This is a genomic window from Embleya sp. NPDC005971 (genome assembly GCF_040629175.1).
Taxonomy (GTDB): Bacteria; Actinomycetota; Actinomycetes; order Streptomycetales; family Streptomycetaceae; genus Embleya.
Genome location: NZ_JBEXUX010000074.1, coordinates 26,597 through 48,067, shown reverse-complemented (window position 1 = coordinate 48,067; position 21,471 = coordinate 26,597). Strand labels below are relative to the sequence as shown.

Annotated in this window: 20 protein-coding genes; 12 read left to right on the top strand and 8 right to left on the bottom strand. The window is 71.9% G+C overall.

The annotated features are described in order from the left end of the window. Positions 1-1,616: 1,616 nt before the first annotated feature. On the bottom strand, positions 1,617-2,594 hold the full coding sequence (locus ABZ374_RS40555; protein WP_360321914.1) for a helix-turn-helix domain-containing protein: 978 nt from the start codon (positions 2,592-2,594) through the stop codon (positions 1,617-1,619). A 745-nt stretch (positions 2,595-3,339) separates the two neighbouring features. On the opposite strand from ABZ374_RS40555, the gene ABZ374_RS40550 reads away from it, so the two are divergent. Next, on the top strand, positions 3,340-4,284 hold the full coding sequence (locus ABZ374_RS40550; RefSeq protein ID WP_360321912.1) for a helix-turn-helix domain-containing protein: 945 nt from the start codon (positions 3,340-3,342) through the stop codon (positions 4,282-4,284). A 134-nt stretch (positions 4,285-4,418) separates the two neighbouring features. Here the strand turns inward: ABZ374_RS40550 and ABZ374_RS40545 are convergent, their stop codons facing one another. Together ABZ374_RS40545 and ABZ374_RS40540 are read right to left on the bottom strand one after the other, a co-directional pair. Further along, positions 4,419-4,784: a darcynin family protein gene (locus tag ABZ374_RS40545; protein WP_360321909.1), complete on the bottom strand. Its 366-nt coding sequence runs from the start codon at positions 4,782-4,784 to the stop codon at positions 4,419-4,421. A 70-nt stretch (positions 4,785-4,854) separates the two neighbouring features. Continuing rightward, positions 4,855-5,748 (bottom strand): NAD(P)H-binding protein, encoded by an 894-nt coding sequence (locus tag ABZ374_RS40540; protein ID WP_360321906.1) that lies wholly within the window; start codon positions 5,746-5,748, stop codon positions 4,855-4,857. A gap of 108 nt (positions 5,749-5,856) precedes the next feature. On the opposite strand from ABZ374_RS40540, the gene ABZ374_RS40535 reads away from it, so the two are divergent. Next, positions 5,857-6,807, top strand: a complete 951-nt coding sequence (locus ABZ374_RS40535; RefSeq protein WP_360321903.1) for a LysR family transcriptional regulator — start codon at positions 5,857-5,859, stop codon at positions 6,805-6,807. Between the two features lie 19 nt (positions 6,808-6,826). Here ABZ374_RS40535 and ABZ374_RS40530 read toward each other — a convergent pair whose 3' ends face one another. Next, entirely contained in the window at positions 6,827-7,384 is a 558-nt protein-coding gene (locus ABZ374_RS40530; RefSeq protein WP_360321900.1) for a TIGR03618 family F420-dependent PPOX class oxidoreductase, read from the bottom strand. A 220-nt stretch (positions 7,385-7,604) separates the two neighbouring features. Between ABZ374_RS40530 and ABZ374_RS40525 the strand changes: the two genes are divergently transcribed. The 5 genes from ABZ374_RS40525 to ABZ374_RS40505 all read left to right on the top strand — a co-directional run bounded on the left by ABZ374_RS40525 (position 7,605) and on the right by ABZ374_RS40505 (position 12,347). Then, positions 7,605-7,940, top strand: coding sequence for a helix-turn-helix domain-containing protein (locus ABZ374_RS40525; RefSeq protein WP_360321919.1), 336 nt, complete (start codon positions 7,605-7,607; stop codon positions 7,938-7,940). Positions 7,941-8,005: 65 nt separating this feature from the next. Continuing rightward, entirely contained in the window at positions 8,006-8,515 is a 510-nt protein-coding gene (locus ABZ374_RS40520; RefSeq protein WP_360321897.1) for a DUF664 domain-containing protein, read from the top strand. 150 nt (positions 8,516-8,665) lie between these two features. Further along, a complete protein-coding gene (locus tag ABZ374_RS40515) occupies positions 8,666-9,337 on the top strand; it encodes a class I SAM-dependent methyltransferase (protein ID WP_360321894.1) in 672 nt (223 codons plus the stop codon). Positions 9,338-9,497: 160 nt separating this feature from the next. After that, the gene (locus tag ABZ374_RS40510; RefSeq protein ID WP_360321891.1) at positions 9,498-11,489 is read left to right on the top strand and encodes an FUSC family protein; all 1,992 of its coding nucleotides are present in this window, start codon (positions 9,498-9,500) and stop codon (positions 11,487-11,489) included. Positions 11,490-11,603: 114 nt separating this feature from the next. Further along, positions 11,604-12,347, top strand: a complete 744-nt coding sequence (locus ABZ374_RS40505) for a Clp protease N-terminal domain-containing protein (RefSeq protein ID WP_360321888.1) — start codon at positions 11,604-11,606, stop codon at positions 12,345-12,347. A gap of 99 nt (positions 12,348-12,446) precedes the next feature. On the opposite strand, the gene ABZ374_RS40500 is transcribed toward ABZ374_RS40505, so the two are convergent. Together ABZ374_RS40500 and ABZ374_RS40495 are read right to left on the bottom strand one after the other, a co-directional pair. Next, positions 12,447-12,977, bottom strand: a complete 531-nt coding sequence (locus ABZ374_RS40500; RefSeq protein ID WP_360321916.1) for an MOSC domain-containing protein — start codon at positions 12,975-12,977, stop codon at positions 12,447-12,449. Positions 12,978-13,030: 53 nt separating this feature from the next. Next, positions 13,031-13,546, bottom strand: a complete 516-nt coding sequence (locus ABZ374_RS40495) for a hypothetical protein (protein ID WP_360321885.1) — start codon at positions 13,544-13,546, stop codon at positions 13,031-13,033. A gap of 153 nt (positions 13,547-13,699) precedes the next feature. Between ABZ374_RS40495 and ABZ374_RS40490 the strand changes: the two genes are divergently transcribed. The 5 genes from ABZ374_RS40490 (at position 13,700) to ABZ374_RS40470 (ending at position 19,549) form a co-directional block, all read left to right on the top strand. After that, the gene (locus tag ABZ374_RS40490; RefSeq protein WP_360321882.1) at positions 13,700-14,434 is read left to right on the top strand and encodes a TetR family transcriptional regulator; all 735 of its coding nucleotides are present in this window, start codon (positions 13,700-13,702) and stop codon (positions 14,432-14,434) included. Positions 14,435-14,630: 196 nt separating this feature from the next. Beyond that, positions 14,631-15,290 (top strand): pentapeptide repeat-containing protein, encoded by a 660-nt coding sequence (locus ABZ374_RS40485; RefSeq protein WP_360321879.1) that lies wholly within the window; start codon positions 14,631-14,633, stop codon positions 15,288-15,290. Positions 15,291-15,519: 229 nt separating this feature from the next. Beyond that, complete coding sequence (locus ABZ374_RS40480; protein ID WP_360321876.1) at positions 15,520-17,109, top strand: MFS transporter; 1,590 nt, start codon at positions 15,520-15,522, stop codon at positions 17,107-17,109. A gap of 148 nt (positions 17,110-17,257) precedes the next feature. Continuing rightward, complete coding sequence (locus ABZ374_RS40475) at positions 17,258-18,037, top strand: AAA family ATPase (RefSeq protein ID WP_360321873.1); 780 nt, start codon at positions 17,258-17,260, stop codon at positions 18,035-18,037. A 138-nt stretch (positions 18,038-18,175) separates the two neighbouring features. Beyond that, positions 18,176-19,549 (top strand): glutamate decarboxylase, encoded by a 1,374-nt coding sequence (locus ABZ374_RS40470; RefSeq protein WP_360321870.1) that lies wholly within the window; start codon positions 18,176-18,178, stop codon positions 19,547-19,549. Between the two features lie 12 nt (positions 19,550-19,561). Here the strand turns inward: ABZ374_RS40470 and ABZ374_RS40465 are convergent, their stop codons facing one another. Continuing rightward, positions 19,562-20,701 carry an enoyl-CoA hydratase/isomerase family protein gene (locus ABZ374_RS40465; RefSeq protein ID WP_360321867.1) on the bottom strand — a complete coding sequence of 380 codons (1,140 nt, stop codon included), beginning with the start codon at positions 20,699-20,701 and terminating at the stop codon, positions 19,562-19,564. Positions 20,702-20,769: 68 nt separating this feature from the next. Continuing rightward, on the bottom strand, positions 20,770-21,363 hold the full coding sequence (locus ABZ374_RS40460; protein WP_360321864.1) for a TIGR03086 family metal-binding protein: 594 nt from the start codon (positions 21,361-21,363) through the stop codon (positions 20,770-20,772). Between the last annotated feature and the right edge of the window lie 108 nt (positions 21,364-21,471).

The window sequence follows — 21,471 nt, the reverse complement described above, 5'->3', positions numbered from 1 at the left end:
GGCTCCCGGCCGCCGGTGACCCCGGGACCGGGTCGATCTCCACCAGCCCACGCCGACCGTTTAGCACAAAGCCACCCGCGCCCGACCCGACCAAGGCGCGACCGCCGGCCGTGAACGCCCGGCCCACTCGGGAAGGCTCCCCGGCGGACCCGACGAAAGCACCCTCCCGCTCCGCCGTTGCCAGCGCCTTTCCCGGCGAGCAACACCCACATCTCGCCGGGGAGTCCAGGGCTCCCGGCCGCCGGTGACCCCGGGACCGGGCCGATCTCCGCCGGTCCACGCCGACCGTTTAGCACAAAGCCACCCGCGCCCGACCCGACCAAGACGCGACCGCCGGCTGCGCACGCCCGGCCCACTCGAAAAGGCTCCCCGGCGGACCTCACCGAGCCGCCCTCCCGCTCCGCCGTTGCCGGCGCCTTTCCCGCCGAGCAACACCCACATCTCGCCGGGGAACCCAGGGCTCCCGGCCGCCGGCGACCCCGGGACCGGGCCCATCTCCACCGGTCCACGCCGACCGTTCAGCACAAAGCCACCCGCGCCCGACCCGACCAAGACGCGACCGCCGGCTGCGCACGCCCGACCCACTCGAAAAGGCTCCCCGGCGGACCCGACGAAAACACCCTGACCTGCTTCCAGGCACTGTTGGACGCCGTTGGGAGCCTCGTTCGAAAGCTCGACGGGCCAGCGCCGAGCCCGTTCCTGCCGGCGGCGCCGACGTGCCTCCAGGACGGCGGCCTCGTTATCCGAGCTGCCGCCGGCGCCGAGGTGCTTGGCGGGGTGACCTGCCTGAACCTGAACAGCATGGGCGGCCCGCCGTGCCCGTTGGCCTCCACATCACGCGGTAGTTCTCGACCATTGGGTGATCACAACGGGTGCGGGCGACCCGGGCGTCGTAGGAGTGGGATGCCATTGCGCACTTGCGGCACTCTTGGGCCGGCTCGGCGACCCCGTCCACGACGTTGGTGAAAAGCATGTCGCGGTTCGTGAGGGCACCTGGGGTGATGGATAGGGATTCCTCGACGGTCACCCGGACATGTGGTGCTTCGGGAGTTGGGCTGTGGCAGGCGTTTGCCGACAACCGGCACCGATGGCTGCGAACACGACCGTGCCCGTGACAGGCCGAACGCGTGGGGTCGTGACACCGGTGAGCTGGAGGCCTCCGAAGACATGGCCGTCGGTGCCCGCGTGTCTGTTGGATTGGCGAGTGCACGAAGAACCGACCGGATGGCCTCGTATTTTGCCGAGGACCCGTCGCTCCGACCCGGGAATGTGCCGGGTGGGCCGTCCGGGCGCCATGGCCACACGGGGGCGGCCTCGGCAACACCCCGGTTGCCGAGGCGCCGGTATGGCACCCGACCTGCGTGGGGGCTTCATCCCGATTCGGTGGTGGCAGCCCGGCGGCCTGGGTCACGCCCCACGCGTAGGAACTTCCTTCGGAGAGGCCCGGGTTCCGACGCTCGGGCCGGGTTTTGGCTCACCTGTGTGTGGACTTCGCCTGCTCGTGTGAGGGCGAGGGGGCTGGGCTCGCCGCGATGTGCGCGGGGGCTTCGGTTGGTGGTTGGTGGGTTTGCCGTCGGCTGGGTTGGGCCGGTTCCCGGGCCGGTGTTCTTGTCGGCTCATTCTCGGGGTGTGAGGTTGGTGACGAAGGTGCGGAAGGCGGTGCGGTAGGTGGTGGGGGTGGTGCCGGTTTGGCGTTGGAAGTGCCGGCGGAGGTTGGCGGGGGTGCCGAGGCCGGTGAGGGTGGCGATGCGTTCCACCGGGTCCTCGGTGCGTTCCAGGAGCCATTGGGCTCGTTGGATTCGGGCGCGCAGGAGGTATTGGAGGGGAGTGAGGCCGGTTTCGGCGTGGAAGCGGCGGGTGAGGTGGCGGGCGCCGAGGCCGGCGTGGGCGGCGATGTCGTCGAGGGTCAGCGGGTGGCGGAGGTTGGCCTCCATCCATGCGGTGGTGGGGGCGAGGCTGCTGCCGGGTGGGGTGTAGGCGGCGCAGGTCGTGGCGGGGGTCGTGGGGTCGTGGAGTTGTAGGAACAGCTGGCGTTCGGTTTCGATGGCCACGGCCATGCCGTGGTCCAGGGTGATCAGGTCGAGGCAGAGGTCGATGCCGCCGAGGACGCCCGCGGCGCTGTGGAAGGGACCGTCCGCGACCACCGAACCCTCGGGGTCGACATCGATCCGCGGGTGGAGCCGGGCCAGTTCCGCGGTGTTGCGGCGGCTGGTCGCGGCGCGCCGGCCGTCGAGCAGGCCGGTGGCCGCGAGGGTGAACGTGCCGGTGCCGACGGCGCCGATCCGGCAGCCACGCGCGGCGGCGGCGCGGAGGGCGGCGGCGACGTCCGGTGGCGGTGGGTCCCGGAAACGCTCGTGTCCCGGCAGCAGCACCGTGTCCGTGTCGTCGAGATCGGCCAATCCGTCCAATCCCCAAGGGGTTTCGACCCGGAAGGAGGCGAGGCCGCCGGTCGCCTCGAAGCCCGGAGCGGTACAGATCCGCACGTCGTAGGCGACCGGAGGATGATGCCGGGCGGCGGTGCCGAACGCGAGGCCGGGTGCGGTGAGCTGGTGCCCGGGGACCCCGTCGAGAACGAGGACGGCGATCACTGGCATGACCGGAATCTAGCCGAGGAAGCCACTGGAACGGCCATTTCCGCGTGTGGCGCGGCGCGGAGGATGGCTGGGACGGGGACGGACACGGGGGCGTCCGGCCCTCGATGCCCGCCCCGAGCGCCCGCGCTCGCCGCCTGCTCGCGAAATCGATCGCTGCGGTCGGCGCGGCGATCGTGCTCGGTACCACTGCGACGGCCGGCAGCGCGGCGCACGGCGCCGACACCGCCGGTCTGCCGATCGTGCCGGACGGGATGGTGCGGATCGGCAGCCCGAACCGCACCGGCCCCGGCGGCACGGTCCGCAGAGTCGACAGGATTGTGATGCACCCGGGCCGCAAGCAGGACGGCCCCACCCGCACCCACACCCGTCCCTGCCCACCCCGGCGCCCCCTTCGCCCGCAACGCCCACGGCTACCGGCTCGGCCCGAGCGGACGTGACGCGAGTGGGCGGCACCGCCCCGCCCCGACCCGGGTGTCCCAGGACCGACCCGACCCGGTGGCCCGGAACCGCTCGGCCTGCGTGTCCCGGGACCGCCCCGCCCGAGAGGCCCGACGCGACTGCGATCCGGCCCAGCGCACCCGGTGGCCCGGTGCAGAGCCCGCACCGGCTCGGCGCAAGCGAGCGCACGGCCGGTACCGGCACCACGCGCCACCGCACACCTCGATGCGGTCCCGGCGGACGCGGCGCGCCGATGCCGGCCGTCACCCAGTAGGGGATTCCGGCAAGGCGGTACTAGATTCCGGATATGTCAGTGATCGCCGTCCTCGCCCTCGACGGAGTCCCGGGGCATCAACTCACCACTCCCGGGCTGGTGTTCGGGGCCGCCTGCCGCGACAACCCGGGCTTGGCCTACGAGATCAGGATCTGCGCGGCTCGCGGTCTGCGGGACACCGGCGCTCCGGCCGTGCTCCGGATCGACACGCCGTTCGATCTCGACGGCCTCGCGGACGCGGACGTCGTCCTGGTTCCCGGCCACGACGGCCATCGCGACGAGCCGCCGCCCGGCGTCTCGGCCGCGCTGCGGGCGGCGGCGGCGCGCGGGAGCCGGATCGCCGCCGTCGGCACCGGGACGTTCACCCTCGCCGCGAGCGGACTTCTCGACGGGTGCCGCGCCACCACCGGATGGCGGTACCTGGAGGAACTGGCGGACCGGTATCCCGAGATCGAGGTGGACCCGCTCGGCACAGTGGTCGAGGACGGGCACTTCCTGACGGCTGCGGGCGTGTTCGGCGGCCTGGACCTCTGCCTGTACCTGCTGCGCAGCGACCACGGCCGCCGGGTGGCCGAGGAGACCGGCCGCGAACTGATCACGCCGCTGCACACGTATGCCGACGACGTCCGGGACACCATCGATCGGGAAGTCACCGAAAGTGTGGGCCTCGAACCCACCCTGCGCTGGGTGGAGGCCAACCTGCAGCACCCGCTGACCCCGGCCGCCATCGCGGACCACGCGCGAACCAGCGTCAGCAGCATCACCCGCCGCTTCCACGCCCACACCGGTCTCAGCCCGCTCCAGTACCTGCTCCGCGCCCGTCTCCACGAGGCCCGCCGCCTGTTGACCGAAACGGACGTCCCCGTCGAGCGCATCGCCGCCCGCACCGGATTCAACTCACCCGCCGCCCTGCGTCGACACTTCCGCGCCTTCACCGACACCACCCCCCGCGCCTACCGCCGAGCGCATCGCGGTTAGCGCCGACATCTCCGGCCTCCGGGCCGATGCCCTCCGGTGGCAATCAGCCGGAGGCATCGGCCCGGTTTCCCGCTCACCCGGCGCACCCGGCCACCCGCGTCGCCGGTCGCCCGCCCGCCCGCCCGGCCGCTGGATCAGGTGGCGATCGTGGCCACAGGTTCGAGGCCGTAGGTTCGGGCGTAGCCGTTTTCGGTGCCGACCAGGAGGTCGACGATCTCGAAGTAGCGGTCCCAGAACGGGGTTTCGCGCAGTGCGTCGATCAGGAGCTGGTAGGAGTGGTGGCCTTCGGCCTCCCACACCCAGACGTCGGTGACGCGCACGGAGTAGAACTCCGTGTCGTAGAAGCGTGACCGGACGCCGGTGGTCTTGGCCTCGATGGCGGGCAGGACCTGGGTGGTGAAGGCGTGCACGCGTTCCTCGACGGTCAGGGCGAGCCACTCGGGCGTGGTCTTGACCAGCATGAACGCGGTGACCGGCGGTTCGGTCGTGGCAGTGGACATCGGGGTGCCTCCAAGGTGGCGGGTGGTTCGGATGCGCCGGGCTCGGTGTTCCGGCGCCGGGTACGGGACTTCAGGACAGGACGGCGGGCTTGAGGTGCTGCGCGCACCACTGCTCGAAGTCGGTGGGGGAGGCGGTCTCCGGGGTGCGGGCGACGCCGGCGTCCAGGCCCTCGTCCTTGGCCCGCTTCATGTCGACGATGCCCTGCACGAATGCCTCGTTGAGGCCGTAGCCGACAAGGGTGGTGTACATCTCGTCGAGCGGCTGACGTTCGTAGCGCACGGGGCGGCCGAACTGTTCGGTCATGATCCGGGCCAGGTCGTTGGGAGACAGGTCCTGCGGCCCGAGGACCGGGACGCTGCCGGTGCCGGTCCACGAGCGGTCCAGCAGTAGGCCGGCCGCGGCGGCCGCGATGTCGGCGACGGCGACGAGGGGGGCCTTGCGGTCGGCGTCGACGGAGTCGGTGAAGAAGCCGTTCTCGCGGATCGAGTCGGCCTCCTCCAGGAAGTTCTCGAAGAAGGACGGGCAGGCCAGGGCCCGGTAGGCGACGCCGCTGTCGGCGATCAGGTCGTCCATGGCGAGGGAGGTGGTGACCACGCCGGCCCGGTCGGCGAGCGGGGTGCCGCGGCCGAGTGCGGAGACGCCGACGACGTGGCCGACGCGGTGGGCGGCGAGCGCCTCGACGGCGGGGCGGCTGAAACCGAGGTAGGCGTCCTGCGGGGTCAGGGCGGCGTCCGGGGGGACGAGCCAGAAGACGGCGTCCGCGCCCTCGAAGGCCCGGTCGAGGACCTCGGCGTTCGAGTGCGAGCCGGTGACCACGTCGACGCGTCCGCGCGCCGCGTCCGGGAGCCGGGCCGGATCGCGCACGATCACGCGCAGTTCCTCGCCCGCGGCGGGGGCGGATTCCAGGAGCCGGGCGAGCAGGTGACGGCCGATGTTCCCGGTGGGAGCAGTGATGACGATCATGAAAACCTCATGGGGTCGTGCCGATTGGGTACGTCCCCGATCCTGCTCGGGGTCCGCGTACTGCCACAATGGGAACTTCGGCACGGAATCATTGACTGAAATGGAATAATGCTGGTGAGCAGCCCGGATCCGGTCATCGACGCCAATCTCGCCATCGCGCTCGAGGCCCTGCTGACCGAGCACAGCGTGACTCGTGCCGCGGCGCGTCTGCACACCTCGCCCGCCGCGATGAGCCGCAATCTCGCCCGCCTGCGCCGCATCCTCCAGGACCCCCTGCTGGTCCGGGCCGGCCAGACCATGGTCCCCACTCCACGCGCCCAGGCCCTGCGCGAGGAGGCCGTCTCCGTGGTCCGCAGCCTCGGCGCCTTGCTGAGCCCCGGTGCCAGCGTCGACCCCGCCGGTCTGCGCAGCACCTTCACCATCCAGGCCGCCGACCTGGTCGGCGCGGCACTGGCCCCCGGACTGTTGCAACTGGCCCGGCGGGAGGCGCCGGGGGTCTCGTTCCGGATCCGGGCCGAGGAGTTCGAGGCCGGACCCGCCCTGCGCGACGGCCGGATCGACCTGGAGATCGGATCCATCGACCACGTCGACCCCGAAACCCGGGTCGACGAACTGGTCGACCTCCGCATGGTGGCCGCCGTCCGGCCCGGCCATCCGCTCACCGAAGGCACGCTGACCCCGGCCCGGCTCGCCGCCGCCGAACACGTCTCGGTCAGCCGTCGCGGCCGGTTCACCGGCCCCCTCGACACCGCCCTGGCCGAGCACAACCTCCAGCGGCGGGTCAGCGTCGTTCTGCCCAGCCATCTGGCCGCGATGACCCTCGCCGCCCGCAGCGACATCGTCTGCCTCGTACCCGCCGCACTCCCCGGCGCCGCCCCCTCGCCCCTCACCCACGATGCCGGGGCCCTCGGACTGCACCTCCTGGAGATCCCCCTGGCACTGCCGCCCGTGACCATCGGGATGGCCTGGCACCCGCGGCACACGGCCGACGGAGCCCACCGTTGGCTCCGCGACACCGTGCGCCGGACCCTGTGCGCACCGACGGAAGCCTCCGGGTGAGGATCTCGCCGGCGTCGGTTCAGGCGTCGGGGACGTCCAGTGCCGTGCCGTACAGGCGGGTGACGGCCAGTCGGATCACCACCCGGCGCTCCGCGACGGCGCCCGCGAGGAACGTCGCCTCGTCGGCCGGCCGGAACTCGGCCGGGACCATGGCCAGCAACTCGCGGCCCGTGGCGTCGCCGGGGATCGTGGTCGGCTCGGTGACCTCGGCGTCCCCCTCGGCCACCGCGAACGACCAGACGTTGCCGCCGGACACGTGCAGCGCGGCGTTGGCGTTGCGCCGGACGTGGTGCGGCTTGGCGCGGTCGGCGGTGGTGGAGAAGCGGATCACCCGGGCGGCCGGATCCCACGCGAAGAGCATGTTGGACAGGTGCGGCCGACCGTCCCGCTTGATCGTCGCGAGCGTGCCGATGCGTTCGCGGGCCAGGATCTCCAGCACCTCGTCCTCGGTGAGCGGTCGGGGCGGGGGACCGGCGGGGGCCTCCTCGGCGGGGCCGGCGGGCTCCGCGGGATCGACCGGAGTCGTTGCGGCATCGGTCGGCGCGGCTTCGTCACGGGGCGTTTCGTCGGTGTTCATGGTGTCTCGTTCTCGCCTTCGTGGGTGCCTCGTTGTTCGCTGGGTCGATTCTTTGTGACCATGGCGGTTCGCGTAAGGAGGCACCTTGACGTTCCGCAGTAACACCGATGTACCCGTCCAGGTCGGCGGCGTTCCGGCCGGCCCGAATGTTGCCGAGGGCGACGGGGAGCGGGAGCCCGACGCCGATTCGGGACGCGTCACGTGGGCGAACGCGTGTCAGGTGGTCGGCACGCTCGACCACGTCGCGGGCAAGTGGAGCATCGGCATCCTGGTGTCGGTCGCCGAGGGCCCGATCCGGTTCACCGAGTTGGAACGCGCGGTACCCGGGATCAGCCGACGCGTGCTCACCCTCAACCTGCGCCGGCTGGAGCGTGACGGGCTGTTGACGCGCACCGTGTATCCGACCGTGCCGCCGAAGGTCGAGTACACGCTCACCGACGTGGCGCGCGAGTTGACCGCGTCGCTCACCGGCCTGGTCCGTTGGGCCGAGCGACACGGCCCGACCATCGAGGCGGCTCGGCAGGTGTACGACCGGGAGCAGGCTGGGCAGGAGTAGCAGGGTCGATGGGCGGGCGTACCGGACATCGAGCGGACGAGCGCAACGAAACGAGGGGTTGTTCGATGAACAGCGCGGAGCTACTGGTCGACGCGTTCGGCCGGGTGCGCGAGGTGGTGCACGAGGCGGTCGAGGGGCTGACCCCCGCACAACTGGCCGAGCGACTCGACGACGACGCGAACTCGATCGCCTGGCTGATCTGGCATCTGGCCCGGGTCCAGGACGACCACGTGTCGGACGTCGCGGCGCTGGAGCAGGTGTGGACGGCGCAGGACTGGCACGGCCGCTTCGAACTGCCCTTCCCGGTCCGGGCGATCGGATACGGGCAGGACGCCGAGGCGGTGGGCGCGGTCCGGGTCGACTCGGCGGCGCTGCTCACCGACTACTACGACGCGGTCCACGAGCAGACCATCGCCTTCGTCCGTGAACTGTCGGCCGCCGACCTGGATCGGGTGGTCGACGAGAACTGGACGCCGGCGGTCACCCTGGGCGCACGGCTGGTCAGTGTGATCGCCGACGACCTGCAACACGCGGGGCAGGCGGCGTTCATCCGGGGCATCCTGCTGCGTCGGTAGCCGCCGCCGGCCCGCTTCCGTTGCCCGTTCCGGGGTCTAGCCGCCTGTTTCGGTTCTCCGCTCCCCGGCCCAAGCCCCGCCCCCGCTCCGTGCTCCATCGTTTCCCGTGCCACCGTTTCGTGTTCCGCCGGTGAAAGGACGCCCTCCTCCATGAGCCCCGAATCCGCCTCGCACTCTCCGCTGGCACACGGCTCGGAGTCCCCGGCCGCCGCCCTGTTCGATGCCGTCGGCGCCGCGTACGAGACCGCGTTCGCGGACTTGCCCGAGCAACTGGCCGCGCTGGACTGGCTGATCGCCGAACTCCGGCCCGGCTCGAAGGTGCTCGACATCGGGTCCGGCACCGGCCGGCCGACCGCCGAAAGGCTGGTCGCGGCCGGTCATCGGGTCACCGGGATCGACGTTTCGGCAACCATGGTCGAGCTGGCTCGGGAACGGGTGGCGGGCGCCACGTTCGAGCAGTTGGACGTACGCGATCTGCTCGACGACGACGGCGCGTGGGACGCGGTGTGCGCGTTCTTCCCGTTCCTTCAGCTGCCCAGGGTCGATCTGGACGCCCAACTGGACCGGCTCGGCGCGCGCCTGGCGCCGGGCGGCCTGCTCGCGTTCGCGACGGTGCCGGCCGAGGCGGACGGCGTGGAGATCGAATGGTTGGGCCACCGGGCCCGGGTGACCAGCCACAGCACCGAGGAACTGCTCGTGCGGCTGCGCGCGGCGGGCCTGGAGATCGTCCACCACGGCGTCAGCGTGTTCCAGCCGAACCACCCGGCTGCGGGCCCCGAGGAGCAACTCTTCGTACACGCACGCAAGTCCGTGACGGGCTGAGCACGCGGGCCGGCCAAGGAGCCCTCCGGGCGACCGGTCCGGGCGGGCCGGCCGCTCGTGTCCGCTGCGGCCTCGGTAACGTGGTCCGCGAAGCGGAATGCCGTACTCGTCCGGCCCCGCGTGCCTTGTCCGTTCCCCTCGTCTCGTTCGGGATCCTGTGATGACCATGACCGAACACGACGATCCCGACGACGGCGAGCGCGCCGACGGTGCCGCCCGATCGGGCCGGCTCGCGCCGCCCGAGTGGCTCACCCTGACGCTGCGGGCCAACCCCGGCCCGGTGCCGAAGGCGGCCGCGGTGCGCGCGGCGATCGGTATCGCGACGCCGCTCGCGGTCGGGGTGGCGATCGGGGACAGCGCCTCCGGCGCGTTGGTGGCCATCGGCGCGCTCGGCGCGGTGTTCGGGGACACCGCCGACGCCTACCGGCTGCGGGTGCTCAACATCGCCGTACCGCAGATCGTCGGCGCGATCGGACTCGCGCTCGGCAGTTGGCAGTTCGGCCACGGTTGGTCGGCCGTCGCGCTGTTGACGGTGGTCGCCCTGGTCGCCGGGATGATCAGCACGATCGGCGCGGTGGCCTCCGCGTCCGGCCTGAACCTGTTGTTGATGGCGGTGATCGGGGCGGGCCTGCCGATGCCCTCGCCGTGGTGGCGGGCGCCGATGCTGACCCTGCTGGGTGCCGGGTTCGTACTGCTGCTCGCGCTGCTCGCGTGGCCCGCGCGTTCGCGCATTCCGGAGCGGGTCGCGGTGGCCGACGCGTACGACGCGACCGCGGACCTGCTGGCCTCGGCCGGTACCGCCGAGTGGGAGACGGCTCGGGCCGAGGTGACGCTGACCCTCAACCACGCGTACGACCTGCTGCTCGGCCGGCGGGCGGTGGCGCCGGGGCGCAGTCGCGGTATGTCCCGCCTGGTGGCGCTGTTGAACTCGGTCGGCCCGCTGGTCGAGGCGGCCACCGCGGTGCAGGCCGAGGACCGGTCGGTGGGCGAGCGCGATGTGGCCGCGGTGCGCGAGATCGCGGCGGCGGTACGCGCCGGCACGGTGCCGGCCGACGTGCCGGCGCCGGCCGCCGCGACCGACCCGGCCGACCGCGCGGTCGTCGCCGCGATCGCGCACGCGCGGGAGACGCTCGCCGGTGCCTATCGCACCCCCGATCGCATCGGCCGGCCCGGCGCGTTGCCCGAGCGGGTGGCCGCCGGCGCGCGCAACCTGCTGGTGTCGGCGGAGTCCTGGCGGTACGGGCTGCGGTTGACGTTGTGCATCGGGGTGGCACAGGCACTGGTGTCCGTAGTGGACGTACCACGCTCGTACTGGGTGCCGTTGACCGTCACCTTCGTGCTCAAGCCCGACTTCGGCTCGGTCTTCTCCCGGGCGTTGTTGCGTGCCTTGGGTACGGCGGCGGGGTTGGTGGTCGCGGGGGTGATCCTGGAGTTCGTGCCGCGTGGGTGGTGGGAGGTGCCGGTCGTGGTCGTGCTCGCGGCGGCGCTGCCGATACTCTCCCGGCGCGGCTACGGCTATCAGACCGCGGTGATCACACCGCTGATCCTGATCCTGTCCGACCTGCTCGGGCACCAGGGCGTCGGGCTGCTCGCGCCGCGCCTGGTGGACAGCCTGATCGGCTGCGCGATCGTGTTGGTCGCGGGATATGTGTTGTGGCCGGAGAGTTGGCACACCCGGGTGGGGGCCCGGTTGGCCACCGCGATCGAGGACACCGCGCAATACATCGAGTGCGCGTTCGACGAGCGGACCGATCAGGCCGCGCGGGCCCGGACCCGGCGGCGGATCTATCGCGATCTGTCCGATGTCCGCACCGAGTTCCAGCGCGCGTTGGGCGAGCCGCCGCCGGCCGGCGCCCGGGCCGCGGCGTGGTGGCCGCTGATCGTCGCGGTCGAGCGGGTGATCGACACCGGCACGGCGGCGGCGGTACGCACCGCGCACGGCGCGCCGCCGCCCTCGCCGGAGGCGGCCGCGCACATGGCCGCCGAACTGCGCGTCCTGGCGGCCTCGATGCGGACCGGCGAGCCGCCCGCCCGGTCGGCGGAGCCGGTCGAGGACCCGGTCGACGCGCTGACCGACGTGCGTCGGGAGGTGCGGTCGGCGCGGACGATGCTGGACGGGCCGGCGGGCGCGGAGGACGCGAGCCGGTCCTGACCCGGCCGATTCGGCGCGACCGACGCGCGGTTGCCGGGCGACGCGGCATCCACGCTCGGTAAAATTCGTCAACTTGTGGTTGACGAACCTTGATCGTCAACCTACGGTTGACGCATGGAGAACCCTGTGCGCATGACGAATCCGGTTCGGCTCGACGACCTCATCGAGACCATCAAGAAGACCCATTCCGACGCCCTCCACCAACTGTCCGACGCGGTGATCGTCTCGGACCACCTCGGCGAACTCGCCGACCACCTGATCGGCCACTTCGTGGACCAGGCGCGCCGGTCGGGGGCGTCCTGGAAGGACATCGGCACCAGCATGGGCGTGACCAAGCAGGCCGCGCAGAAGCGCTTCGTCGCCAAGCCGTTCGGCGAGGCGGACCTCGACCCCGGGCAGGGCTTCGGTCGCTTCACCGACCGGGCCCGCAACGTGGTGATGACGGCGCAGAACGAGGCCCGCGCCGTGGGCAACCCGGAGATCGGGCCGGCGCACCTGGCGCTGGGGTTGCTGGGGGAGCCCGAGGGCCTGGCGGTACGGGCGATCGTCGCCCAGGGGGTGACCCCGGAAGCCGTGCGCGAGGCGGTGCTCGGCGTGCTGCCGCCGCCGATCGACACGGTGCCCGAGCTGATTCCGTACGACCAGTCGGCGCGCAAGGTCCTGGAGCTCACCTTCCGCGAGGCGCTGCGGCTCGGCCACAATTACGTGGGCACCGAGCACATCCTGCTCGCGCTCCTGGAGTCGGAGGACGGCGCGGGTGTGCTCTCCGGCCTGGGAATCGACAAGACCGGCACCGACGAGTACGTCGTCGCCACACTCGCCACCATGTTCGCGGAGCGACACAAGCAACAATCCTGACCCACCCACGCCCGACCGGTCGCCCGGGACGACCGCGGACCACCCACCGCGAGCCCTCGCGGCGGCGCGCGGTGCCCTCGGCCTCGGACGCGTTCGAGCTCAGACGCGTTCGAGCGCGCGGTGTGGTGGTGCGGGGAGTTCGACCCGGATCCGGTCGCCCGGGCGGAGCTGGCCGCCGGTTCGGACGATGCCCATGATGCCCGCTTTGCGTACCACGTTGCCCGCCGCGTCGCGCCCGACGACGGCCTTCAACAGGCCGTCCCGGAAGGCGTTGATCTGCGGGCACGGGTTGCGCAGGCCGGTCACCTCGACCACCGCTTCCGCGCCCAGGTGCAGCAGCGTCCCGGTGGGCAGGCCGAGCAGGTCGATGCCGCGGGTGGTGACGTTCTCGCCCAACTCGCCCGCCGCGACGGTGAAGCCGGCTGCGGCCAACTCCTCGTGCAACTCGGCGTGGATCAGGTGCACCTGGCGCAGGTTGGGTCGGGTGGGATCGACCGCGACGCGCGAGCGGTGTTGCACGGTCACCCCGAGATGGGCGTCACCCTCGACGCCGAGTCCGGCCAGCAGCCGGATGGTGCTCTGGTTCGGTTTCGTGAACAGATGCTCCGAGCTCCGACTCACCGCCGTCACCGTACCGTGCACAACCACTCACACCCCTCGGTATCCATTCGATACTCACTATCCTATGACACGCGCGCGAACCCCCGCCGCTGCTCCTCCTCGTCGACCGATTCGAGGAAGCGGCGCAGGTCCGCGAGCGGCAGTTCACCGTCGCCGAACAGCACGCGGGTCGGCCTTGGTTCCTCGTCGAAGACCTCGGCGATCACCAGCGTGTGCAACGCGGGTCGGATCGCGGCGAGTTCGAGCGACCACGCCCGATGCGGCAGGACGTATCCCGTCTGGAACCCGTAGTGCCGTTCCTCGGTCGGCTCGGTCGCCCACGGTCCGTCCCGCACGCTCTCCTCGCGCTCGACCACGTCCAGGAAGCGGCGCAGCAGTGGCAGCGGCAACTCGCCCCTGCTCAGCAGTACGTGGTTCGCCCGGGTCGGATCCTCGTCGTGCACGAGCACGGTGATCAGGTGTCGGCGGTCCGGGATGCGGCCTGCGTAGAGCTCGACCGACCAGGCGTCGTCGGGAAGCGCGTACATCAGGATGTGCTCGTACACCAGGTCGTCGTGGTCCCACTGCTCGATCGGCATGCGGAAATCCTCGCAGGGGCGGGCAAGCGCGTTCTTGAGGACGGGAGCGCGCGCAGGGATGTGCGCGGGCCCGCGACCGGCTCCCCGCACGGGCGGCTCGGGGTCCGCAGGGGCTCCAGTAGGTTGGGTGGGTCGGGTGAATGGTTTCGGAGCGTGAGGAGGGTGGAGCGGGTGCCCAAGGCCAGGCTGACGTCGGTGCGCGCCAAGCAGCCCGTGACGCGGGCGCGGATCGTGCGGACGGCGACCGCGTTGACCGCCGAGGTGGGGCTGGAGGGCTGGACGATCCGGAGCCTGGCCACCGCGCTCGACTCGTGGCCGCAGGTGCTCTATCACCATGTCGGTGATCGGGACGCGGTCGCGCACGCGGTCGTGCAGGAGGTGGTGGCGCGTTTCCCGGTGCCCGACCCGGAGTTGCCGTGGCGGCCCTGGTTCCGCGAACTGTTGTTGGCCGCCCGGCCGATCCTGCGTGCCCATCCCGGCGTCGCGCGTCGACTCGCGCTGCGTGGGCCCGATGTGCCGGCCGCGTTGCCGATCATCGACCACGGCATCGCGCTGCTGGCCCGGAGCGGGTTGGGCATCGAGGCGATGGCCGCCTATCACGTGTTGTTCGCCGGGGCGATGTCGCCGATCGTGATCGAGGACGACCGGGCCGCCGCCGGTGTCTTCGTGATGGACACGGGCGCTCTCTCCGAGCAACCGGCCGCCGGCGGCGAGGGATTGCGCACCTTCGCCGACACGCTCGCGCACCTGCGCGAGGGCCCCGACCAGCGCGAGGCGTACGCCCTGCACATCTATACATACAGCCTCGATCGCAGCCTCGACGGCATCGCCGCCCGGATCGAGGCGCTGGCCGCCGGCGCCGAACCGGTGGCCCCCTTCGCCGGCTGACGTACGGAACGGACGACGGTGCGCGGGGAGCCGGGGGAAGTGGGCTCCGACGGCCCTTTTGCGCAACGCCGATTCGGCCGAAGGTCGGGTCGCGCGATAGGCATGGGTCCGTCCGCGCTTCGCCGACCGGTTCACGATCGCGGACGGGAATTCCCCGTGGGACCGGGGCCCGACGATGCGTCCGTGGAGGATTGCGATGCGTGTGCACAACTCTCGTGAACTGACCCAACTGCCGTACGCCCACCGGCTCGTGGCTTTCGAGGGCGAACTCGAACGGGACGGCGACCACGAGTTCGCACACTTCGACGGCGACGCGTTCGTGGAGTCGGTGGCCGGCGGGTCCGCCTTCACGTCGTCGGCGTTCTCGTCGGTGACGTTCACCGGGGGCCGGTATCGGCGCGCCCGGTTCGACGACGTATGGCTGCACAGCGTGCGTGTCGTGGGAAGCGACCTGGTGGACACCTCGTGGATGGACGCCGAGTTCGCCGCGAGCGTGCTGGCCGGGATCGAGGCGTTCGGCGCGACGATGCGACGAGTGGTCTTCCACCACTGCAAGTTCGACTCGGTCAACCTGCGCAAGACCAGGCTCCGCGAGGTCTCCTTCGTGGACTGCCTGCTGCGTGACGTGGACCTCGCCGGCGCGACGCTGACCGACGTGACCTTCCCGGGCTCGACCCTGGAGCGGATCCGGCTCGACAACGCGCAACTGAGCAGGGTCGACCTCCGCGACGCGGGCGCCCTGGACATCGCCTCGGGCATCGACGCCCTGCGCGGCGCGACCATCGATTCCGCCCAACTCCTGGACCTGGCCCCGGCCCTGGCCCAGTTGCTCGGCCTGATCGTCAAGGACCGCTGACCCCGACCGCCGACCGCGCACCTCACCACCGCACGCCGGGCGGTCGCCGCCGTGCGGTGATTTCGGCGTACCCCTGGCGTGGATGCTTAGGTGAGGCTAGCCTACTTGATCACTGATCAAATATCGGAGCCGAGCGGAACGTGCCCATGGTCGGCGACTCGCTCGGCAATGACCCGGGCACACCCGATAGCAGGTCGTCCATCCCCGACGCGTGAGGTCGTTCGTCCACATGGCCAAGCCCATATCCCCCCTCCCGTCGCCCGCCGACGCGACGCCGTCGGACCCGGCAGCGCCCGGCTCCGCGCCCGGAGGCCGCTGGCCGACCGTCCTGGTCAGCGGCGCCGGCATCCTGATGACCCTCGACGTGACCATCGTCAACGTCGCGCTGCCCGACATCGCCGACGATCTCGGCGCACGTCTGGGCGGCCTGCAATGGGTGGTCAGCGCCTACACGTTGGCCTTCGCCGCGCTGCTGCTCGCGGCCGGTTCGGTGTCCGACCGGATCGGTCGGCGCCGGGTGTTCGGCGCGGGCGTCGCACTGTTCACCCTCGCCTCGGCGGCGTGTGCGATCGCGCCGAACGTCGGCCTGCTCGTCACCTTCCGCGGTGTGCAGGGCGTCGGCGCGGCGATGGTGATGGCCACCTCGTTGGCGCTGTTGGCGTCCGCCTACGCGGGTGCCGCCCGACAGACCGCGATCGGCGTCTACTCGGGCCTGAGCGGCGCCGCCGCGGCGCTGGGTCCACTGGTCGGCGGCGCGCTGGTGGACGGGCTCGGCTGGCGGTGGATCTTCCTGATCAACCTCCCGGTGGGCGCCCTGGTCGTGCTCGGGGCGCGGTTCCGGTTGCCGGACGACGCCACCGCCTCGGCCGGTCGCGGCCGGATCGACCTGGCCGGTGTACTGCTCGCGATCACCGGCCTGTTCGCGCTCAACTACGCGGTGCTCAGGGCGCCCGAACAGGGTTGGACGGACACGATCGTGCTCGGCACGCTCGTCGGCGGGGCGGTCCTGGTGATCGCGTTCGTCGTGGTGGAGATGCTCCGGCCGCGGATGGCGCTGCTGGATCTGCGGCTGTTTCGCATCCCGTCGTTCAGCGGGGCCATCCTGGCCTCCCTGTTCGCCCGGATCACCTCGTTCGGGCTGTTGCCCTTCCTGATCCTGTGGTTGCAGGGCATGCTCGGCAACTCGCCGTTCCAGACCGGCGTGAAGATGTTGGCGCTCACCGGGCCGATCCTGCTGATCGCGCCGCTGAGCGGACTGGTGCTGCGGGTGCTGATGCCGGGGCAGGCGATCGGTCTGGGCTTCGCGGTGGCCGGCGTCGGCGTGTTGACCATGACCCGGGTGGACGCGGACAGTTCGTGGACGGTCATGTTGCCCGGCTTCGTGCTGCTGGGCATCTCCGGGGGATTGAGCTTCCCGCCGCTGATGGGCGTGGCGGTGGGCGTGGTGCCGGCCGAGCGGGCCGGGATGGCGTCCGGGGCGACCAACATGTTCTTCCCCCTGGGTACGTCGATCGGGATCGCGGCCGGCGGCGCGTTGTTGACCGCGCGGGTCGGCGACGACCTGGGCGGTGACGTGTTGGCGCGCGGCGGGGTGCCGTCGGAGGCCGTCGATCAGGTCCGGGACGGCGTGGTCTCCGGCCGGTTCGCGCCGTTGGCCGAGCATCCGGCCGCGCTGGCCGATGCCCGGGAGGCGTTCACCTCGGGGTTGGCGCAGGTGTGCCTGCTGATGTCCGTACTGGCGTTCGTGGCGGCCGTGTTGTGTACATGGCTGATCCGGGACGGCGACCGGCACGAGGCGGCGGAGGCCACGACGCGCTAGCCGCCGGGAGTTGCTTCACCCACCCGGGCGGCCCTCGGCGCGTTCGTACCCGGGGGCGGCGGGTGTCGACGATGATTGTCGTCGGCGGCCCCGGCCGCCTCGCGGGCGGCGCGACCTGTGAGGATGTGCGCTTGTGGGGGAGTCGACAGTGGGCGAGACGCACGAGCCGGAACGCACGTACGCCGAGGGGGACCCGGCGGCCGACTTCGGCCTGCCGCTGCACCCGCGCGGGCTCGTTGACCTGCGCGGACGCGAGCGCGGGCCCGCCGTGTTGGGCTATCCCAGCGGTGCCGTCGTGGTGGTCTCCGGCCTGCCCGGCAGCGGCAAGAGCACGCTGATCGACCGCTGGTCCCGCTCGGCGACGGTGGTCGACCCGCGCACGGCGCACGTCGAGTATCAGGCGCGGATGCCGCGCTGGTTGCCGTACGCGGTGTATCGCCCGTGGGTGCGGCTGCAACACGTGCGGCGGCTGCGCGCGCACGTGCGCGACGGGGGACCGGTGCTGGTGCACGACTGCGGCAGTCGGCCGTGGATGCGCCGGTGGCTGGCCCGATCCGCCGGTCGGCAGCGGCGCGAACTGCACCTGGTGCTGCTCGCGGTGGATCCGGCCGACGCGCTGGCGGGCCAGGAGAAGCGCGGGCGCTGGGTGCCCGGACGGGTCTTCGACCGACACCGGCGCGGTCTCGCCCAGTTGTTGTTGGCGCTGTCCGTACAGGGCGGCGCGGTGGTGCCGGAGGCGGCCTCGGTCGTCCTGCTCGACCGCACCCTGCGCGAACACGTGGTCGCCCTGGAGTTCGGCCCGGGTCGGTCCCCGCGTCCGCTGCCCCAGCCGCTGCCGGAGCCCACCGAGCCGCCCCCGATCCTGCCCACCGGCACCGCCCGAGTGCTCCCCCGTCGCGATCCGCGCACCCCCGAACCCACGCCCTGACGCCTTCTTTCCCCGCCCCGCCCGTCGACGTCGGGCGGTCCACCCTTTCGGGTCGCCCCGCTTGTGGCTCGCGGTGGGCGCGTCGAGCGTGGAGAGGTACGACATACGGCAACCCATACGGCAACTAAGGGGCGGTTCATGTCGCAGGAGCACGTCGTCGCGCTGAATCCGATCTTCGCCCGTCCCGGCGAGACGGTCGCCGTCGAGCGATATCGGATGCCGATCGGCGAGATGTTGCCGGAGGCCGCCTACCGGATCGTGCACGACGAGATGATGCTCGACGGCAACGCCCGGATGAATCTGGCCACCTTCGTCGGCACCTGGATGGACGACTACGCGGGCCGGCTGTACGCCGAATCGGTCGACAAGAACATGATCGACAAGGACGAGTACCCGCACACCGCGGCCATCGAGGACCGCTGCTGGAAGATCCTGGCCGAACTGTGGAACGCGCCCGACCCGCAGCACACGATCGGCACCTCCGCGATCGGCTCGTCCGAGGCGTGCATGCTCGCCGGGCTCGCCTTCAAGCGCCGCTGGCAGCACGCCCGCCGTGCGGCCGGCAAGCCCACCGATCGGCCGAACCTGGTGATGAGCTCGGCCGTCCAGGTGGTGTGGGAGAAGTTCTGCAACTACTGGGACGTCGAGGCGCGACTGGTGCCGATCAGCGAGGAGCACCGCACGCTGGACGGCCACGACCTGGCCTCCTACGTGGACGAGAACACGATCGGCGTGGTCGCGATCCTGGGCGTCACCTACACCGGGGCCTACGAGCCGGTGGCGCGGATCGCCCGAGCCCTGGACGAGATCCAGCGCGACACCGGGCTGGACGTGCCGATCCACGTCGACGGTGCCTCCGGTGCGATGATCGCGCCGTTCCTGCACTCCGACCTGGAATGGGACTTCCGGCTGGAGCGGGTGCACTCGATCAACACGTCCGGGCACAAGTACGGACTGGTCTACCCCGGTCTGGGCTGGGTGGTGTGGCGCAGCGCGGATCTGCTTCCCGAGGATCTGATCTTCCGGGTCAGCTACCTCGGCGGGGTCACCCCCAGCCTGGCGCTGAACTTCTCCCGCCCCGGCGCCCAGGTCCTGCTCCAGTACTACCAATTCCTGCGACTGGGCCGCAGCGGCTACCGCGCCGTGCAGAAGTCGTCCCAGGACGTGGCCCGCCGGCTCGCCGAGGGCATTGCCGGGATGGACGCGTTCGAACTGTGGAGCGACGGCTCGGACATCCCGGTGTTCGCCTGGCGACTCAAGGCCGGCCACACCGAGAACTGGAACCTGTACGACCTGTCCGACCGGCTGCGGATGAAGGGTTGGCAGGTACCGGCCTACCCGATGCCCGACGACCTCGCCGACCTGACGGTGCAGCGGATCGTGGTCCGCAACGGCCTCGGCATGGACCTGGCCCGCGACCTCCTGGACGACATCCGCGAGGCGACCACCTTCCTGGACCGGCTCGGCGGACCGATGCCGACCGAGGCCCGGGCGCCGGGCTTCCACCACTGAGCCGCCACCCGCTCAGCGCGCCGTCGAGCCCGCTCCCGTCCCCGACCCCGGTGCCAACCCCAACTCCCGCTCGCCCAGCGGCGCGAAGAACGCCTCGACCTCGGCCGCGCCGACCTGTGCCAACGTCGCGGGCGACCAGCGCGGATCGCGATCCTTGTCGACCACCTGTGCCCGGATGCCCTCGACCAGGTCGGCCGTGGCCAACGACGCGCACGAGACCCGGTATTCCTGGTCCAGCACGAGCGCGAGCGAATCCAGCGCCCGAGCCCGACGCAGCGCGGCCAGGGTGACCTTGAGCGAGGTCGGCGACTTCGCCGCGATCAGTTCGGCGGCCTCCTTCGCCGCCGGTTCGCCGCTGCCGAGCAGCCGATCCACGATCTCCTCGACGGTGTCCGCCGCGTAGCACGCGTCGATCCACCCACGCCGCTCGGCGAGTTCGCCCGCAGGCGCGGCCTGGGCGAAGCGTGCGGCGGCGTCGGCCGGGGCCTCGACGGCGAGCGCGTCGAGCAGGGCCGGCAGGCGGTCGGCCGGTACGAAATGGTCGGCGAGCCCGCACAGGATCGAGTCGGCGGCGCCGATCGCCCCGGCGGTCAGGGCCAGGTGGGTGCCCAGTTCGCCGGGGGCGCGGGAGAGCAGGTACGTGCCGCCGACATCGGGTACGAAGCCGATTCCGGTCTCCGGCATCGCGACGGTCGAGCGCTCGGTGACGATGCGGACGTCGCCGTGGGCGGAGATGCCGACCCCGCCGCCCATCACCACGCCGTCCATGATCGCCACGTACGGCTTCGGATAGGCCGCGATCCGCGCGTTGAGCAGATATTCGTCGCGCCAGAACGCGCGCGCCGCCTGCCCGCCCCGGAGCGCGTCCGCGCGAATCGCCCGGATGTCGCCGCCCGCACACAACCCACGCTCGCCCGCGCCGGTCACCAACACCGCCGCGACCTCGTCGTCGTCCGCCCAGTCGACGAGCGCGGCCCGCATCCGGCGCACCATCGGGTGGTCGAGCGCGTTGATCGCGCGTGGGCGGTTGAGCGTGATCCGGCCGAGTCGGCCGCCCGGGCCGACCCGGTCGAGCAGCACGGTGTCCTCGTGCGGTGGCTGCGCCCGCTCCGGTTGCTGCGGCTGCTCGGGCTGCTCCGGTTGCGAGGTCATGGGCCGCTCGTTCCCTTCGCGGTGCGATCGGATTCGGTACGTCCGTGCACCGTACCCGGCCGCCCGGGCTACGCCTTCGACGGCTGCCAGGTCGGCGCCCGGCCGGCCAGGGCCACCACCCGGTCGAGCAGCGGGGCGTCGGCGGGCACAGGCAGCGGGCGGGCGAACAGGGTCTGCTCGTCGGGGGTGTCCTCGGCATCCGGCGCCGGGGTCAGGAACGCCAGCGAGGTCTCCAGATTCGCCGGGTCCACCGTGTAGTCGCGGCCCAGCGCGCGGGCCAGGTCCCAACCGTGCAGCACCAGCTCGTTGTGGGCCACCAGCCCCATGATCTCGGCCGGCAGGGTCACCCCACCGGCCTGGGTGACGCCCGTCCACGCGTCCGGCTCGTGCCAGGTCTCCACCAGCTCGTCCAGTTGTCGGGGCAGGACCGTGCGCCAGTCCGCGCCGAGCGGGGGCATCTCGGCGCCGGGGGCGGTCTCGGTCAGCGCGCCGAGTTCCTTGCGCCCCGCGGCGCGGAAGGCGGCGGTCAGGCCGACCAGGTGGGAGAGCAGATCGCGGATCGTGTAGTGCGTGCACGGAGTCGGATCGTCGAGCCGGGAGTCGTCGAGTCCGACCACGAGCGCGGCGATGGTCGTGGCGGGCGGTTGCAGATCCGGTGTCATGGGGTGATTCCTTTGCGCGTCGTCGTCGCGGTCCATGAGGGGTGGACTGCGGCGGGCCGGAAAACTCATCGGGACTACCCGACCTCGACGGCGCGCATGCGGGACGCG